This is a genomic window from Lacibacter sp., from assembly GCF_035299325.1.
GTDB lineage: Bacteria > Bacteroidota > Bacteroidia > Chitinophagales > Chitinophagaceae > Lacibacter.
Genome location: NZ_DATGWT010000044.1, coordinates 1 through 16,141, shown reverse-complemented (window position 1 = coordinate 16,141; position 16,141 = coordinate 1). Strand labels below are relative to the sequence as shown.

Below are 16,141 nucleotides of genomic sequence, written 5' to 3'. Positions count from 1 at the left end.
TCGATCATGCAAACATTGGATCTCTTTAACCTTTCAGGCAAAACAGCATTGGTAACCGGTTGCGATACCGGTCTTGGTATGGGTATGGCAACTGCATTGGCAGAAGCAGGTGCAGATATTGTTGGCGCTTCTATTGTGGAAGATTATTCAGCTGTGAAAGCAGCCATTGAAGCAACCGGCCGCAAGTTCACGTATCACCGTGTTGACATTGGCAACCGTGAAGCGCTGTATGCGTTCATCAATAAAGTAAAAGCAGAAAATAAAATAGATATCCTTGTAAACAATGCAGGTATCATTATGCGTAAACCTGCTGCTGAACATCCAGATGAATATTGGGACAAAGTAGTTGACATCAACCTCAATGCACAATTTATTTTGGGCCGTGAGTTTGGTAAACATATGATCGATAATGGAGGTGGCAAGATCATCTTCACCTGTTCATTGTTAAGTTTCCAGGGCGGTATTAATGTACCGGGTTATACTGCAACAAAATCTGCGGTTGCCGGTTTGGTTCGTGCATTTGGTAACGAGTGGGGAAGTAAAGGTGTTTGTGTAAATGGAATTGCCCCGGGTTATATCGCAACTAATAATACACAGGCGTTACGTGAAGATGCAGACAGAAGCAAATCAATCCTTGAACGTATTCCTGTTGGTCGCTGGGGTGTTCCTGATGATTTTAAAGGACCGATTACTTTCCTTGCATCATCAGCATCAGATTATGTAAACGGTACAGTGTTGTTTGTTGATGGTGGATGGATGGCACGTTAATACAAGCCGATAGTTAATAGTAATTAGTCATTTGTAATAAGAAAGTCATGGCAATAAAAAAGGCAACAGCTCCGGCTCTGCAATTGAAAGATTATAACAGCAACACCTACATGGATGGCGATATGGAAGTACGTTTTGCTGTGGGACCGGAAGAAACAAAAGGTTTCGATACACAACAGCTCATCGATAATTTTTTAGTGAAAGAGTTGATGGTAGCTGATAAACTGAAATTGGTTTATACGCATTACGATCGTGTAATTATTGGTGGTGCAGTTCCTGTATCAAAAACATTAACTCTTCCCAATCACCCTGAATTAAGAGCGGAGTACTTTTTGGAAAGAAGAGAACTTGGCATCATTAACGTTGGTGGTAAAGGAACCGTAACAGCAGACGGTAAGAAGTTTGAAGTGGAGAAACTTTCCTGTTTGTATCTGGGTAAAGGAACACAGAAAGTAAGTTTTAGTTCTGCATCAAAAAAGAATCCTGCTGTGTTCTATTTATTATCATCACCCGCTCATGCAACTTATCCAAATGCGATGTTCACCAAAGAACAGGCATCACCGGTTGAGTTGGGTGCAGTTGAAACAGCAAATAAACGTACCGTTTATAAATACATTCACCTCGATGGTTTGAGAAGCTGCCAGTTGGTAATGGGTTTAACGGTACTTGCTCCCGGCAGTGTTTGGAATTCTATTCCACCACATACACATACCCGCAGAATGGAAGTGTATTTGTATTTCGATTTACCGGAAGGACAACGTTTGTTCCACTTCATGGGTAACCCAATGGAAACAAGACATATGGTGATGACCAATAACGAAGCTGTGATCTCTCCACCCTGGAGTACACACTTTGGTTGCGGTACTACCAACTATGGTTTCATTTGGGGTATGGCCGGTGAAAATTTAGTTTATACTGATATGGACCCGGCTCCGGTTCCAACGCTGAAATAGTTTATGAGTAAAGTGCTTTGTTTTGGAGAATTGTTACTTCGGTTGCCGCCTGCGAATGGTGGTGAATGGTTGCGTACCAACCAGGTGCCCGTGTTTGTTGGTGGCGCCGAACTGAATGTAGCAACAGCATTGGCTACCTGGCAAATACCGGTGAAGTATTGCACCGCATTACCTGATAATATCATCACCCGTGATATTATTTCTTTCCTGCAAACAAAAAACATCGACACCTCTCCTATCATTCTTTCCGGCGAACGCATTGGATTGTATTATCTGAAAGAAGGTGCCGATATGAAGAGCGAAGAGAATGTGTTCGACCGGAAATATTCTTCTTTCTCTACACTTAACACAGGTGTGGTGAACTGGGATGAGATTTTGAAAGATGTAGAATGGTTTCATTTCAGTGCCATTGCTCCTGCTGTGAGTGAAAAAGCTGCAGCGCTTTGTCTGGAAGCAGTAAAGGCCGCATCGCAACGGAACATTACCATTTCTGTTGATTTGAATTATCGTTCACTGTTATGGAAGTATGGTAAACAGCCTTGGGAAATCATGCCCAGCCTTGTAAAGTATTGCGATGTCATTATGGGCAATATCTGGTCAGCACAAACATTACTTGGTGTTTCTGTTGATGATAAACTGTTACAACCACGAAGCAAAGAAGTGTTTTTGCAACATGCTACGTTTACTGCACAACAATTATTCGATCGTTTTCCGAAATGCAAATGGGTAGCCAATACATTTCGTTTTGATGCAGAAGCTGGTAACATCAGTTACTATGCATCTTTAAATACAAAGACGGAACAAGCCATTAGTCCAGTGTTTGCAACAGATAAAATTGTAGATAAAGTAGGTAGTGGCGATTGCTTTATGGCCGGCCTGATCTATGGGTTAAAATCACAACATGCATTGCAGGATGTGATCGGTTTTGCTGCAGCTGCTGCTTTTGCCAAGCTGCACGAAAAAGGCGATTCAACACAAAACACAGTAGAGTATATTCAACAGGTAAGAGCAAAATTTGAAACAACTAAACAACAATCATTTATTTCCTAGCATTTAAAACAACTGATATGTCGAAAAAAGTAGTAACACTCGGAGAGATTATGTTGCGTTTGTCAACCCCCGATTTTAAACGTTTTGTACAAGCCGATACATTTGATATCACTTATGGTGGTGGCGAAGCAAACGTATCTGCTGCATTATGTAACTATGGTTTAAACGGAACATTTGTTTCCAAAGTACCTAACAATCCAATCGGTCAATCGGCCATTAATCATTTACGTCGTTATGGTGTAGATACGCAGTTTGTTGCAAGAGGTGGCGACCGTTTAGGTATTTACTTCCTCGAAACAGGTGCATCCATGCGTGCATCACAAGTAGTGTATGATCGTTCAGGTGCATCTATTGCTGATGTTGATGCAAGTGAATTCGATTGGGATAAAATTTTTGATGGCGCTGTATGGTTCCATACAACAGGTATCACTCCTGCATTGAGCGATAAGGCTGCTGCATTAACGGAGGCTGCATTGAAAGCTGCAAAAGCAAAAGGAATTACAACTAGTATCGATCTCAACTACCGCAAGAAATTGTGGAGCAAAGAAAAAGCAAGAGAAGTAATGACCCGTCTTTGCCAGTATGTTGATGTTTGTATCGGTAATGAAGAAGATGCAGATACCACATTAGGATTTAAAGCTGCACATACCGATGTAACCAAAGGTGAATTGAACCTCGATGGTTTTAAAGATGTGTTCAAACAAATGCAGGCGAAGTTTGGTTTCAAATTCATTGCTTCTTCTTTGCGTGAAAGTCATAGCGCAAGTGATAACGGCTGGAGTGCATTGGTGTATGATGGTTCTGAATTCTATCATACCAAACAATACAATGTACGTATCGTTGACCGTGTAGGTAGCGGCGATTCATTTGCAAGTGGTTTGATCTACGGTTTAGTTACAGGCATGCCGATGGGCGAAGCAGCTGAGTTTGGTGTAGCTGCAAGTGCATTGAAACATACAATACCGGGCGACTTGAACCATGCAACATTAGCTGAAGTAAAAGACCTGATGAAAGGCGATGGCAGCGGAAGGGTACAACGTTAATCAGTAATGAGTGATGAATGATGAGCAACTCATCATTCATTACTCATCATTCATTTTATAATTTACAACGATGATCATTGATACAATCAAAAATGCACCCAAATACTTTTCAGCACATCCGTTGTTTGCAAAAGCATTTGAGTACATTCAGCAAACCGACCTGGCGAATGCAGCCGATGGTAAAAGTGAACTTGCAGAAGGTTTAAAAGCCATCATCAGCAATGGACCAGGTAAAACAAAAGAAACCAGTCTGCAGAAGTTTGAATGTCATAATAAGAATATCGACATTCAGCTTTGCATTAAAGGTGTTGAAACCATTGGCTGGAAACCAAGAGAAAAATGTGTTAACCCTAAGGGTGAGTACAACGATGAAAAGGATGTGTTGTTTTACGACGATGCTCCCGATACTTATTTCCAATTGACCGACGGACAGTTTGCGATCTTCTATCCGGAAGATGTGCATGCGCCAATGATCGGTGAGGGAGAGATTAAGAAGTTGGTGATTAAAGTGAAGATATGAGTGATGAATGATGAGTAATGAATAATGAGTAAAAACTAAAACGATTCAAATGAGTAAAACACAACAGATATCAGATGCAATTGTACAACAGGGTATTCTCCCTTTGTATTTTAATCCAAGCGAAGAAGTAAGCCTTGATGTATTAAAAGCAATTTACAAAGCAGGTATTAAAGCAGTAGAGTACACCAATCGTGGCGATGCTGCATTGGCCAACTTTACCAAAATGGTGCAGCTGCGTAATGCTGAAATGCCCGGTTTGTTATTAGGAGTTGGTACTATTAAGAACATGCAACACGCAACAGATTATATGAAAGCAGGTGCTGACTTTTTAGTAAGCCCCGGCTTTGTTCCTGATGTTGCAGCCTATTGCGTAGCCAATGATATTTTCTATGCTCCCGGTTGTATGACACCGAGTGAAATTATTGCAGCAGAAAATGCAGGCATTAAATTCATTAAGTTATTCCCGGGTAATATGCTGGGCACAGAGTTTTTAACCACTATTAAAGATATCTTCCCTAAATTGTTGTTTATGCCAACAGGTGGCGTTGACACAACCAAAGAAAGTATTGAGAGTTGGTACAAAGCAGGTGTATGTGCAGTGGGTATGGGCAGCAAACTCATCAGCAAAAAATTAATGGAAGCAAAAGATTATGCGGCCATGGAAGAAGCAACGAAACAAGTGCTGGAAATCATCGCATCAGTAAAAAAATAATAACCACTTCCCGTTTCAGAACAGATCAAAATGTTTCACAACGGCGGATAAAACAACGAACATGCAGCAAGCCATAGGTAAATACAGGTGGACGATTTGTGCCCTACTCTTCTTTGCAACAACCATCAACTATCTTGACAGGCAGGTGTTGAGTTTGCTTCAACCTACCCTTGAAGGGGAATATGGGTGGACCAATACCGATTATGCAAACATCACTATTGTGTTTCAGTTGGTGTATGCCATCTCTATGCTTTTTGCAGGAAAGGTGATTGACAGATTGGGTACAAAGAAAGGATTCATCTGGGCAATTGTTGTATGGTCGCTCGGTGCAATGATCCATGCTGCAGCTATTCCGATTGGTACAGGCTTAAGTAAGATCATTGCTGCATTAGGTATGTCGATCGGTTCTGTTTCTGTGTTAGGTTTTATGTTAGCCAGGGCCGTACTTGCCATTGGTGAAGCAGGAAACTTTCCCGCTGCTATTAAAGCCACTGCCGAATATTTCCCCAAGAAAGAACGCTCACTGGCAACGGGTATTTTTAACTCGGGTGCCAATATCGGTGCCATCGTTGCTGCTCCTGTTGTGAACTTTTTATTGAGTGTTTGGCATTGGCAAGGTGCTTTTATTGTAGTGGGTGGTGTTGGTTTCTTATGGATGGGTTTATGGATCTGGTTCTATGATAAGCCTGAAGAACAAAAAAGATTATCAGCTGCAGAATTCAACTATATACACAGTGGTGAAGATGAAGTAGCAGGTCCTCAAAACGAAAAGCAAAAAGAAAAAGTATCATGGGGCAAGTTGCTCGGGTATAAACAAACATGGGCCTTTGCTTTTGGTAAGTTTATGACCGATGGTGTATGGTGGTTTTTTCTCTTCTGGCTTCCGGCATTTTTGAAAGCACAATACGGCATGACGAAAGCTGATATTAATATTCCCATCATGACGCTGTACAGCATGACCATGATCGGCAGTATTGGCGGAGGCTGGCTTCCCATGTATTTTATCAGGAAAGGTTACCTGCCTTATGATGGCCGTATGAAAGCCATGCTCCTGATAGCATTGATTCCACTGGTGGTATTGCTTGCACAACCATTCGGGCATATCAGTTTCTGGGTGCCGGTATTGTTAATTGGTATCGGTGCATCTGCACACCAGGCATGGAGTGCAAACATTTTTACTACGGTGAGTGATATGTTCCCGAAAAAAGCCATTGGTTCTGTTGTAGGTATTGGTGGTATGGCCGGCGGTTTTGGTGGTGTTATTCTTTCGAAACTGGGTGGTTTTTTATTCGATAAGTATAAGTCGTTTGGTATTGCCGAAGCATGGGTAAAAGCAAAAGCAAATGGTTTAGGTAACTATGTTGACCAGATCCTCAATTTGAAACTGGTGACCAAGTATGGTGATGCCATTGACCTGAATAAATCAGAATTGGGTGGGGTACCGGCTGAAGTGGCCACTCAACTCAAAAATATTGATGCTGCTGCATTTGACCAGATCGTGCAATTACAAACGCCGCTGGTACAGGCGCAGATGACGACGTCGTACACGATCATGTTTACGATTTGTGCGTTAGCTTATTTGGTCGCATGGGGAGTGATGAAAACACTGGTGCCGAAGTATAAAGTGATTAATGATTTGTAAGACAAGAAAGATATTTCAATCAAAGTTGCCAACCATAAAAAGGTTGGCAACTTTTTTTTACAGAAGATTCACTTCTCAAATAGACTGCAAACTACCCTCCTAGTTTCGTATTCTAAATTATAACGCATGATCCTTATTGCACAGCTTACCCCTCATCAACCCGAACTTAAACTGCTTATTCATGGAGCTTACGTGAACTGTAGTATTCTCAGTAAACAACTCAACACAAAAGATCCTGATCAACCACCACTCAATATCGGTTGGCGCATTATCGATCGATCACAAACAGCTGCTTCACCCGATTGTCTTGTATTGGCAAACCATGCTGAACATGCGGAGATGTATCAATTACAACCTATGAGCGAAGTGATGCATCATTCGCCGCATAATCTCAAAGAATTTTGTGTGAACACCGGCGACTATCAATTAGCAGGCTATGAACAGGTAACTGTGTTGCTGGAAATTGATACGGCAGTTTAGGAGTCAACTAAATGCTGCCTGCCGTATCTTTCCTGCTGAAGCAGTGTTGCCGTTCCATGATCTATTACCAGCATTTTTACCCGGAAGAAGTGAGTCCGCAATTGCTTGATGCGTATTTAAGCAAGGGCTGGTACCGTATTCACCAGATGCTCATCACTACCGATCTTATTGCAAAAGAAGATGAGTTTTTTGCTGTGTTCTGGCTACGTTATCGTTTAAAAGATTATCAACACAGCAAGAAAAGCAGGAAGCTGTTGCGTGCATGCGAACAATTCAGTTGCAATATTGAACCTTTGCAATTCACCGATGAACTGGAAGAGCTGTTTACCAAATACAGGCAAGAGCTTGATTTCGACATCAGTGATTCAGCAAGGGCTTATTTAATGGGCGACCGAACTGAAAACGTTTTCAACACACAATTACTTACTCTTCGTTACAATGGTCAACTGATTGCAGCAGGTTGTTATGATGAAGCGGGAACATCACTTACAGGTATTTTAAGTATTTACGATCCTGCGTTTAAGAAATACAGTTTGGGAAAGGTGTTGCTCTTGAAAAAATTAGAAGAGGCCATCCGTTTACAAAAAACATATTTTTATCCCGGGTATATCAGTCTGCATACAAGCAAGTTTGATTACAAATTATTTCCTGACAAAGAAGCTACAGAAGTGTATAACCGTTTGACGGATGCATGGCAGCCTTATGTTAGCAGCAACCTGCAGGAGTTGTATGATGCGATGCTGATGGAATTTTTGAAAGAACAGCAGGGATAAAGAAAGAGCTGCTATTCCGGCTCAAGCTCAATATATGACTCTCGTTCATACCCCAAATAATCACCCGTTGGATTTACATTCGTTTCTACCAAGTCATCTTTCCAAACCATTTTCTTATGCCGCAACTCCTGCAGCTGACAAAGAAAACTATTTTGCGACATTCGGAACAATACCCAATAGCGGGGTGTTCCAAAAAAAGTAGTCCATTGCCGTTCAATATTAATATAGATAAGTTCACGATGTCTGTTCCCTCCTCCTCTCACATTAAAAGACCAGGTACCTGTCAAAATCATAGTGTCCTTATCTCCCATGTAATCTTTCATTTCAAACTGACCTCCCTTGCTGAAGGAATACAGAATAGTCCGCTTAGATGTTCCCTTTGTTATTAACGGTGCTCCATTGATATATTCTACTATCGAGTCGGCAAATACACCGTTCTCCAGTTTTTGAAAAAATTCATCCTTATGAGTTGTGTATTTATTCACCTGTTTAACAAAAAGTGTTTTCACTTTCCACCTTCCCTCTACTCTTGCCTTTCTCGAACGAAAAGAAACAAAGGGGTCATCCTCTCCCTTTCTGAAACAGGATAAAAACGTAGAACTGAGTAATAAAAAAAGAAGTAAATATTTTTTCATTAGCTGATGTTTAATTGAAAACGAATAACTGGCTGCCATTTATTGCGGCTCCAGTGTTACAATAGAACTGCTGAAGGATGAAAGGTGATTTGTTCCACTTATATCCGGTTTATATTCAGCATAATCCTCCCACACCATTTTCCTGTGTCTTAATTCCCGTATTGTACTTAAATGCTGGCCTCCGCTCCATTGGCTCACAAAGAGATTTCCGTCAAAAAACATTGAGGTGGAATACGTTTCGGAGGGATAGATATAAATAGCAATTTTCTTCTTGATATATTCCGATTTGTCATTAAACCCCCACTTCCCTTTTATAATGGTTGTATCATCATCTGTATAATCATACATACGGTAATTCCTGTTCTTGTCAAATTCATAATAAAGTGTACGCTTGCCTTTTTTCACTCTTATCTCTCTTACCTGGTTATTGAAAACAAACGTATACGAATCAATGTACTCACCTCCATTCAGTTTGTAAAACCATTTGTTCACTTGCGAACCATCTCCGTAAGAAGAACTATCAACCTTATTTATAGACGTTACCCTCCACTTCCCTGCAACCCGGTCTTTACGGGTACGTAACGAAACAAAAGGGTCATCTTCACCTTTTTTAAAACAGGAGTCCAGAAAAACCACTATTGAAAAAAGCAATCCGATCCTTAGCAGCATAGGTATAACAGTTTTAAAAGGGGTAAACATATCAGGTATCAAAATAGTGCTTGTTTTGGTAGTATAGTAAATTCCTGAATCACAACTGCACAGCTTTCTTATAACTGTGCCTTTTATCGCACCAGCGTGTAGCCTGGCAGTGCATGCACCACCTTCTGCCAGGGATGAGTGGCCGAGTTGCCATCAAAAGACAATCCGATTAAAGTAATTTTTTGAAATGAAAAAATGTCAGAATCTTATAATTCAAAGATTCTGACATAAAAAAAACCCCGGTCACTTATTTTCCTTTAGGCGTATTTCCCCTTCCACCTCCGGATGGCTTTCCGGTTGTACTCGGGTAATTCGGGTTCGCTACAGGCTTAGGGGCCGGTGTCGGTTTTGACGTTGTTGCTTTTGCCATGTTAAAATAATTGAATTGATTAAAAATTTATAAAGTGTAGTCTGATCAAGCTTTTTGCTCTGGATTAATCAAACATCCCTTTCTTATTCTTCAGTAGAAGTTTTGCCTGTTCAGAATTTGATGTGTAATAACCCGGATCAGCAATAGCCAAATGTTTCGACTGTAAAAAGTCAATCCTCTTTTGTCCAAGCAATTCAATAAATTGAAGCCTGCGCTCATAGTTCGTTTTTTTCCAGGAAACCTTTAAAATAACCACAAGCAATTCAAGAAATAAGAATAAGAGAGTGAAAGCCACATAAACGATTGCCATGTAACGATTGCTTAAAGCAAGCTGAAATAATGCTTCCACCCGAATTAACAAACCGTCAGGATTAAAATTTGCAGTCACATCTTCCCCTGCTTTTTCAATAACAGTAGCTTTCACTGCATCCAGGGAATCCTTCTTATTTTGTAAGGTCTGCAATTGTAACTTCCGTTCCTTTGCTTTCTGATTTTTAAACGCAGTCACTTCGCCAATTCCTTTGTTTCCAGTCCCGCTTGATCCATCCGCTTCTTTAACTGCAGCCTCTTCTCTTTCGTTATATACTATCTCGGCTCGTTGAATCGCAGTATCTAATAATGCAACATTATAGTCAATATAAAAAGCTTGCTCAGCTCTTCTTTTTGCAGCCTCAGTTTTGTTCTGCTTCAATACACTCACTTCTGTGTCAATATCATTCTTAAAAACAACCTCATCAATTGCAATACTCCCAAGCAGGGCTGTAACTAGTCCGGTAAAGAATCGGAAAAATGTAATCCATCCATTGCCATTCGCCATTAGAATCATCTTCTCAGTTGCAAAAATGAGAATGGCACAAATGGCAGCAACAAGTAAAGCATTCAATAATCCTGTATGTAAGACCATATAACTTAACAAAAACCCATTTAAAAACCAGATCAATACGGGTACCATCAATGCGATACCAAGCGCAACTATTTTCTTTTTACTTGCAGGAGTGTCTGTCGCAAGCAAATTGTAATTGTCTCCTGTTAAGAAGCAGGCAAATTTGATCATAACTATAAATTTTTATTGGTTAAACAATCCTGTACTTGAAGCAAAAAACTTCTCCTGCTGATAACGCTCAACACCCTTAATAAAGCCTATTCTGTAATGATGTAAAGCCCCACTTACGATTCCGTCACCTTCTATAGACAGGATTTTTTGGGTATCAAGCTCATGAATTTGTATTTCTACCTGCTTGATACGCTCCTTTAGTTGCTCCTCAATAATGGCAGAAATTCCGGTTATCTTGATCAGTTGCAAACGCAGTTCGCCCGTTTCCAACCGTTTAGTGTCCATCAACCGGTCAACACTAAGCCTGAAATCTGAACGAAGGACTTTTAATTTACCATTCATAAACTCAGCCTCAGGATAACTATACCCTTCTTGGAAGCCAATCAATTCAAAATCTTGATGCAGGAAAGACTCAAGCGGATTTACACTCATTAATGACCTCCTGTCTTGTATTGCGCCTTCTTCATCAACAAATAAATTGCGGTCGATATACTTTACGGGTGATTCCTCTTGCTGGGTATTCGAAGCAGTAGCTGCTGGTTCTAAGGTCTGTTTACTTTTACGAAAAAAATTCATGAATGACATAGAAAAAGGTTTAGTGTTTGAATGATGGAATAAAATAAAGTTGATGCCCTGCAGTATGGCATTCGTCACATAAAGTGATAAGAAGCCTGTTTGGGTAATCCCATGGTACAATACGTAATCCGGATTTTGCATCAACATTGTACTGGCGATGATGTACTTGCAAATGCCGGTCTGATCCGCAATTCCTGCAGCAGCCTTTGTCACGGTGAAGTATTTCCTTCCGTTTCTTTTTCCACTCTGCTGTTAATAGCAATTCCCTGTATGTTGTTTCGTAAATCATAACTGGTTATTTACAAGTTTATCGCCCATGGATGCAATCTTTTTGCATTGTGACCTTTCTTGGCTATTTTGTCGTTGTTGTTTCATAGAGCAAATATGAAATAGCAGCATGCAACCTTATTGCACCCAAAATGTAACCTCATAATGAAAAGAGAAAAAATTACACACGAGCGTAGGCACATACGCCTCCGGCTGGAGATTATTGACGAACTCTTAGGCAGTCCTGTAAAAAGAACTTATGCTCAATTACTTGAAACGTTGAGCAAATCTCTTATCATGAGAGATGAAGTGCCCATCCGGCTAAGGAAATTACAAATGGATATTGCTTACCTGGAAAATACAATGGGTGCCCCCATACATCGGCCCGATAAAAAAGATAACCGGATCTATTACACCGAACGTTTTTCACTAAAAAATGTGCCTGTGGATGATGATGATATTGCGATCCTGAAAAACGCAGTACAGATATTGAAGAAAGCCACAAACATTAAGCTCACAGAAGAAGTAGACGAAATCATTTCCCGCCTTGAGAATAAAATTCACACAAATGTGCCCGACAGCAGCACCATGATTGCGTTTGAAGAACACACAGAAGCAAACGGGAAAGAATACTTTGACGAAATCTTTTCTGCAATTAAACTGCAGCAGCCAATTAAGCTAAACTATCAGCCATTTGGTAAAGACATAAGAGAGTGGTTGGTGCACCCCTATATGCTGAAAGAATACCGTAGCCGCTGGTTTTTGATTGGAAGAGTTGGCAATAATCATTCACTGAGTAACCTTCGGCTCGACAGCTTAAAAGGAAAAATAAAAAACAGCAACGAAAAATTTATTGAGAACGACCTCTTTGATCCTGAAACTTATTTTAATGATGTGATTGGCGTAACCATCCCAAAAGATACGCAGCCAATAGACATTGTAATTAAAGTCGCGGCTTCATCTGCCGATTATATTCGTACAAAACCAATCCACAAATCCCAAATCATAAAAAAAGAGAATAAAGATGGCAGTATGCTTATTACATTAAAGCTGCTCAATAACTACGAATTAAAATCGCACCTGTTAAGCTATGGACCGGCCATTGAAGTAACAAAACCCGATGTCTTAAGAAATGAACTGAAAGATATCTATTTAAAGGGAACCACTTTGTATGAGTAGCCTTACTTTACTGCGGCCTGATTTAAACGATCAATAATGCGGATAACGTTGCCTGCCTGTTCAAGCGAAAACACACCACTGATTCCACGGTCATCAATATCAGTAAATGGCTTTTCAAACAGCATCTTTTTATCGATCTGTCCGTTAACCGAAAGGTAGTTGATGATAGAGTTAATAAAGTTGATCTGCGTAGAATTGAGATTTCCCTGCGCCAGGAATTCACCAAATGCTTCTTTAGCAGCATTTACATCTAAGCCAAGAATGCTACGTATGAACACAACCAACGGTTGCCCCTTGGTTACTTTTGAAAGCAACTCTTCATTGCCATGTTCATCAATACTAAACAACAAACGCTGCAGCTCCACAAGTTCCTGTTGGGTAATCGGAATATTCTGGCGGATGCGGTGAATGGTAATATGGTGCTGGTTCTCCCTTAAAAACTTTTCAACCCTTTTCTTATAAGCACCCAGTTCCTGGTACTGTGCAATAATCTGCAACTCTTCCACTTCGCCGATCTCATCGGTAAAGTTGGTATAAATATGCGGTCGCTGTTTTGCTTCAATATATTTGATCAGGTTACGCAAAGCAAGTCTTGTATCATTATGTCGTTGTGCCTCAGATCCCTGCCAGTATTCATCATCTTGCACGAAACGGATCAAATGTTCTTGTTGCTTTACTTCGGGGATACTCAGTTTTTTTAACAGCCCCCTTGTGGCTTCTTTTATCTTCGCTTCATAATGTCGCTGCCGGCCACTTTGTTCTTCTGCCGAAAGAATATAATTCAGCATGAGCAAATCAAACCACCTTGCACTTTCATCTGAAATAGTATCGTTGTACAAATATGAAAGATGCTTTTCAATTTCAATCACATCTAAAACACTTAGTGAGTTCCACGCATCTTTATTGCGGTATTTTTCCACGTACTGTAAATGCATGCGAACACGAAAATCATCATCCCGAAACTCGCATACCGCATGATGCAGTTCGTCCAGAAGTTCCTGTTTTAACGCAGCACTATTGCCACCTGCTGCTTTTGTTTCAAGCAGAAATGCAACATTCAGCTTTGCCATAAAAATCTGTTGACTGAGTGTTCCCCTTACTACAGTTTCTGCTTCATCGATATTGCTGCTGAAAAACTCCAGATTGCCGCATACATCAAAAATGAAAAAACACTCTTTATCCATGCCCTCACCAAAAACATCCGGGCACAACCTTGTGCCCCTGCCCACCATTTGCCAGAATTTCGCTTTCGATCGAACCGTTTTAAAGAAAACCAGATTGAGAACTTCGGGTATATCTATACCTGTATCAAGCATATCTACCGATACCGCTATCTGAAATTCTTTATTAGCTGCATCCGAGAAACTGTAAATCATGTCTTGTGCGTTATACACCTGGTTATCTATTACTCGCAACAGTTTCCCGTTGTATTGCGGGTATCGTTCATTAAAACATTTTTCTATGAATACTGCATGATGATGATTCTTTGCAAAAACAATCGTCTTTCCAATTAAATCTCCTCCTTCAATTTTTTGCCCACGCTGCATAACGAGGTCCAATACTTTGTTAACTGTATCCTTATTAAAGAACCATGTGTTTACAGCAGTGTTGGCCACTTCATCCGGTATCTCCCCGTAATTTTCCAAAAACTCCTGTTCGTATTCTCTTTTTTCTGCTTCCGTCAGCTCGTTATATTTCACACCTTCTCTCGGAAAACGTACAGGTACTTTCATTGCTTGTGGCGGTACCAGATATCCATCGCTCACTGCCGTATCAAGTTCGTAAGCAAATGTGGGATTGTGCACTTCCAGACCAAACAACTCATAGGTATCTTTGTCTGTTTCTGATTTGGGTGTTGCAGTAAGACCTATATAGATCGCATCAAAATATTCAAATATGGCACGGTACTTCATGTATACGCTACGGTGAGCTTCATCAATAATTACTACATCAAAATGCCCTGGCCCATAATAACGTTTCCCTTCCTGCTTTACACTATCAATGCGGTTCATTATGGTTGGGTAAGTGCTGAACACAATTCGGCTTGCAGTATCTTCATCTTCTTTGGTAAGATCAATAGCAGTGAGCTGTGGCAGTAAAGTATTAAATGCATTTTTGGCCTGTGTTACCAATGCATTTCTGTCGGCAAGAAATAAAATCTTTTTAGCCCAGTTCGCTTTTGTTAAAATGTCCGTAAGTGCTGCAGCTGTTCTGGTTTTACCACTGCCCGTGGCCATTACCAGTAACGCACCCCTTGCTTTTTTCTCCAGTGTTTCCTGTACACGCTTGATTGCTTCTTCCTGGTAATAACGCCCCGCAATTTCTTTGTTTAGATCTGTTTCACTCAACCGCTTTCTTATTTCCCGGCGATTGATTATTAACTGCAGCTCATCTTTTGTATAAAACCCTTGAACCTGCCGTGGCGGATAAAACTGGTCGTCCCATAAATTTGTTTCGAACCCGTTGCTGTAAAAAATAACAGGTCGCTGGCCAAACATGGCTTCCAGGCAATTGGCATACAACTCTGCTTGTCGCTTTCCTTTGTAGGCATCAATAAGTGTACGCTTGGCTTCAACTACAGCAAGCGGCTTACCGTCATCGCCCCACAACACATAATCGGCATAACCAATACCCCCATCATGCGGCATACCTTTAACTTCAAACTCAAGAACATTGGGCAACGATAAATTCCATCCTGCTTCTTTTAGTAACGCATCAATGTAAATACGCCTTGTTTCTGCCTCGCTGATGCTGAGCGGAACTGTTGTTGCCTGGGCGATATTTTCCTGCTTAATGGTTTTTGTTTCCAATAACTGCTGTTGTAGCACTGTGGCACCATGTGCATTACGCAGTAATTCTTCATTAGCACGCACCAGTTGTTGCTGCACCTGTTCATACTGTTCGGCTAATTGTTGAAGCTGCTGCCGGGTTCGCTCCACAGCATCTCCTTCGGGCAGTATGGTCTCATCAAAAATTGTTACGGGCGTTTGTGAGCGGCTGTACAAACGCACCACCCACAACGAAAAATCGTGTAATATTTTTAAGCTGGCCAGCGCATCCCGTCTGTCTGTACGTTGTGTACCATGCGCCGCATTGTTGCCTATTTTACGAATGAGGTTAATGTTGCGAAACAACGCTAACGGAATCAGGGTTTTAAAACTCTGCTCATGCATTAATGAGTTAAGTGTAGTATCCGCCGGTATTTCCAGGTCTTCATCATGATCATATAACCATTTTACAAATTGCTCAAGGCTTTTTCTGCAAAGAATAGCACAATAGTGGAAAATCCACTCAAATTGACCCCCTGCTACCGGCTTAAACTGACCCCCACTGGCCATAGTAATGTGACCCCTTTCGGCCATTGCAAACTGACCCCCTGAAGTTAATAAAAAGATTAGTTGTTTTTGTAGCATAAAAACA

Annotated in this window: 16 protein-coding genes; 10 read left to right on the top strand and 6 right to left on the bottom strand. The window is 40.8% G+C overall.

Going from position 1 to position 16,141, the window contains the following annotated elements; genetic code table 11:
* Positions 1 to 6 precede the first annotated feature (6 nt).
* From VK159_RS23545 to VK159_RS23505, 9 genes are all read left to right on the top strand, one after another.
* On the top strand, positions 7 to 768 hold the full coding sequence (locus VK159_RS23545) for an SDR family NAD(P)-dependent oxidoreductase (RefSeq protein ID WP_324232628.1): 762 nt from the start codon (positions 7 to 9) through the stop codon (positions 766 to 768).
* 47 nt (positions 769 to 815) lie between these two features.
* On the top strand, positions 816 to 1,721 hold the full coding sequence (gene kduI, locus VK159_RS23540) for a 5-dehydro-4-deoxy-D-glucuronate isomerase (RefSeq protein ID WP_324232627.1): 906 nt from the start codon (positions 816 to 818) through the stop codon (positions 1,719 to 1,721).
* A 3-nt stretch (positions 1,722 to 1,724) separates the two neighbouring features.
* Positions 1,725 to 2,771 (top strand): sugar kinase, encoded by a 1,047-nt coding sequence (locus VK159_RS23535; protein ID WP_324232626.1) that lies wholly within the window; start codon positions 1,725 to 1,727, stop codon positions 2,769 to 2,771.
* A gap of 17 nt (positions 2,772 to 2,788) precedes the next feature.
* Entirely contained in the window at positions 2,789 to 3,814 is a 1,026-nt protein-coding gene (locus VK159_RS23530; RefSeq protein ID WP_324232625.1) for a sugar kinase, read from the top strand.
* A 70-nt stretch (positions 3,815 to 3,884) separates the two neighbouring features.
* A complete protein-coding gene (locus VK159_RS23525; protein ID WP_324232624.1) occupies positions 3,885 to 4,334 on the top strand; it encodes a YhcH/YjgK/YiaL family protein in 450 nt (149 codons plus the stop codon).
* A 49-nt stretch (positions 4,335 to 4,383) separates the two neighbouring features.
* Positions 4,384 to 5,046, top strand: a complete 663-nt coding sequence (locus tag VK159_RS23520; RefSeq protein ID WP_324232623.1) for a bifunctional 4-hydroxy-2-oxoglutarate aldolase/2-dehydro-3-deoxy-phosphogluconate aldolase — start codon at positions 4,384 to 4,386, stop codon at positions 5,044 to 5,046.
* Between the two features lie 61 nt (positions 5,047 to 5,107).
* Positions 5,108 to 6,688, top strand: coding sequence for an MFS transporter (locus VK159_RS23515; protein WP_324232622.1), 1,581 nt, complete (start codon positions 5,108 to 5,110; stop codon positions 6,686 to 6,688).
* 126 nt (positions 6,689 to 6,814) lie between these two features.
* On the top strand, positions 6,815 to 7,168 hold the full coding sequence (locus VK159_RS23510; protein WP_324232621.1) for a hypothetical protein: 354 nt from the start codon (positions 6,815 to 6,817) through the stop codon (positions 7,166 to 7,168).
* Positions 7,169 to 7,179: 11 nt separating this feature from the next.
* On the top strand, positions 7,180 to 7,941 hold the full coding sequence (locus VK159_RS23505) for a GNAT family N-acetyltransferase (RefSeq protein WP_324232620.1): 762 nt from the start codon (positions 7,180 to 7,182) through the stop codon (positions 7,939 to 7,941).
* A gap of 11 nt (positions 7,942 to 7,952) precedes the next feature.
* Here the strand turns inward: VK159_RS23505 and VK159_RS23500 are convergent, their stop codons facing one another.
* The 5 genes from VK159_RS23500 to VK159_RS23480 all read right to left on the bottom strand — a co-directional run bounded on the left by VK159_RS23500 (position 7,953) and on the right by VK159_RS23480 (position 11,488).
* The gene (locus VK159_RS23500) at positions 7,953 to 8,576 is read right to left on the bottom strand and encodes a hypothetical protein (RefSeq protein ID WP_324232619.1); all 624 of its coding nucleotides are present in this window, start codon (positions 8,574 to 8,576) and stop codon (positions 7,953 to 7,955) included.
* 39 nt (positions 8,577 to 8,615) lie between these two features.
* Positions 8,616 to 9,245, bottom strand: coding sequence for a hypothetical protein (locus VK159_RS23495; RefSeq protein ID WP_324232618.1), 630 nt, complete (start codon positions 9,243 to 9,245; stop codon positions 8,616 to 8,618).
* Positions 9,246 to 9,522: 277 nt separating this feature from the next.
* A complete protein-coding gene (locus tag VK159_RS23490) occupies positions 9,523 to 9,645 on the bottom strand; it encodes a hypothetical protein (protein ID WP_324232617.1) in 123 nt (40 codons plus the stop codon).
* Between the two features lie 64 nt (positions 9,646 to 9,709).
* Positions 9,710 to 10,699 carry a DUF4407 domain-containing protein gene (locus VK159_RS23485; RefSeq protein ID WP_324232616.1) on the bottom strand — a complete coding sequence of 330 codons (990 nt, stop codon included), beginning with the start codon at positions 10,697 to 10,699 and terminating at the stop codon, positions 9,710 to 9,712.
* 12 nt (positions 10,700 to 10,711) lie between these two features.
* Positions 10,712 to 11,488, bottom strand: a complete 777-nt coding sequence (locus tag VK159_RS23480; protein WP_324232615.1) for a hypothetical protein — start codon at positions 11,486 to 11,488, stop codon at positions 10,712 to 10,714.
* A gap of 219 nt (positions 11,489 to 11,707) precedes the next feature.
* On the opposite strand from VK159_RS23480, the gene VK159_RS23475 reads away from it, so the two are divergent.
* Positions 11,708 to 12,721 carry a WYL domain-containing protein gene (locus VK159_RS23475; protein WP_324232614.1) on the top strand — a complete coding sequence of 338 codons (1,014 nt, stop codon included), beginning with the start codon at positions 11,708 to 11,710 and terminating at the stop codon, positions 12,719 to 12,721.
* A gap of 2 nt (positions 12,722 to 12,723) precedes the next feature.
* Here the strand turns inward: VK159_RS23475 and VK159_RS23470 are convergent, their stop codons facing one another.
* Positions 12,724 to 16,059 carry a DEAD/DEAH box helicase family protein gene (locus VK159_RS23470; protein WP_324232613.1) on the bottom strand — a complete coding sequence of 1,112 codons (3,336 nt, stop codon included), beginning with the start codon at positions 16,057 to 16,059 and terminating at the stop codon, positions 12,724 to 12,726.
* Positions 16,060 to 16,141 lie beyond the last annotated feature (82 nt).

What these genes read in the sequence shown, in the direction of transcription:
- VK159_RS23545 (WP_324232628.1), top strand. Translation starts at nt 7, where the DNA reads ATGCAAACATTGGATCTCTTTAACCTTTCAGGCAAAACAGCATTGGTA.
- kduI (WP_324232627.1), top strand. Translation starts at nt 816, where the DNA reads ATGGCAATAAAAAAGGCAACAGCTCCGGCTCTGCAATTGAAAGATTAT.
- VK159_RS23535 (WP_324232626.1), top strand. Translation starts at nt 1,725, where the DNA reads ATGAGTAAAGTGCTTTGTTTTGGAGAATTGTTACTTCGGTTGCCGCCT.
- VK159_RS23530 (WP_324232625.1), top strand. Translation starts at nt 2,789, where the DNA reads ATGTCGAAAAAAGTAGTAACACTCGGAGAGATTATGTTGCGTTTGTCA.
- VK159_RS23525 (WP_324232624.1), top strand. Translation starts at nt 3,885, where the DNA reads ATGATCATTGATACAATCAAAAATGCACCCAAATACTTTTCAGCACAT.
- VK159_RS23520 (WP_324232623.1), top strand. Translation starts at nt 4,384, where the DNA reads ATGAGTAAAACACAACAGATATCAGATGCAATTGTACAACAGGGTATT.
- VK159_RS23515 (WP_324232622.1), top strand. Translation starts at nt 5,108, where the DNA reads ATGCAGCAAGCCATAGGTAAATACAGGTGGACGATTTGTGCCCTACTC.
- VK159_RS23510 (WP_324232621.1), top strand. Translation starts at nt 6,815, where the DNA reads ATGATCCTTATTGCACAGCTTACCCCTCATCAACCCGAACTTAAACTG.
- VK159_RS23505 (WP_324232620.1), top strand. Translation starts at nt 7,180, where the DNA reads ATGCTGCCTGCCGTATCTTTCCTGCTGAAGCAGTGTTGCCGTTCCATG.
- VK159_RS23500 (WP_324232619.1), bottom strand. Translation starts at nt 8,576, where the DNA reads ATGAAAAAATATTTACTTCTTTTTTTATTACTCAGTTCTACGTTTTTA.
- VK159_RS23495 (WP_324232618.1), bottom strand. Translation starts at nt 9,245, where the DNA reads ATGCTGCTAAGGATCGGATTGCTTTTTTCAATAGTGGTTTTTCTGGAC.
- VK159_RS23490 (WP_324232617.1), bottom strand. Translation starts at nt 9,645, where the DNA reads ATGGCAAAAGCAACAACGTCAAAACCGACACCGGCCCCTAAGCCTGTA.
- VK159_RS23485 (WP_324232616.1), bottom strand. Translation starts at nt 10,699, where the DNA reads ATGATCAAATTTGCCTGCTTCTTAACAGGAGACAATTACAATTTGCTT.
- VK159_RS23475 (WP_324232614.1), top strand. Translation starts at nt 11,708, where the DNA reads ATGAAAAGAGAAAAAATTACACACGAGCGTAGGCACATACGCCTCCGG.
- VK159_RS23470 (WP_324232613.1), bottom strand. Translation starts at nt 16,059, where the DNA reads ATGGCCAGTGGGGGTCAGTTTAAGCCGGTAGCAGGGGGTCAATTTGAG.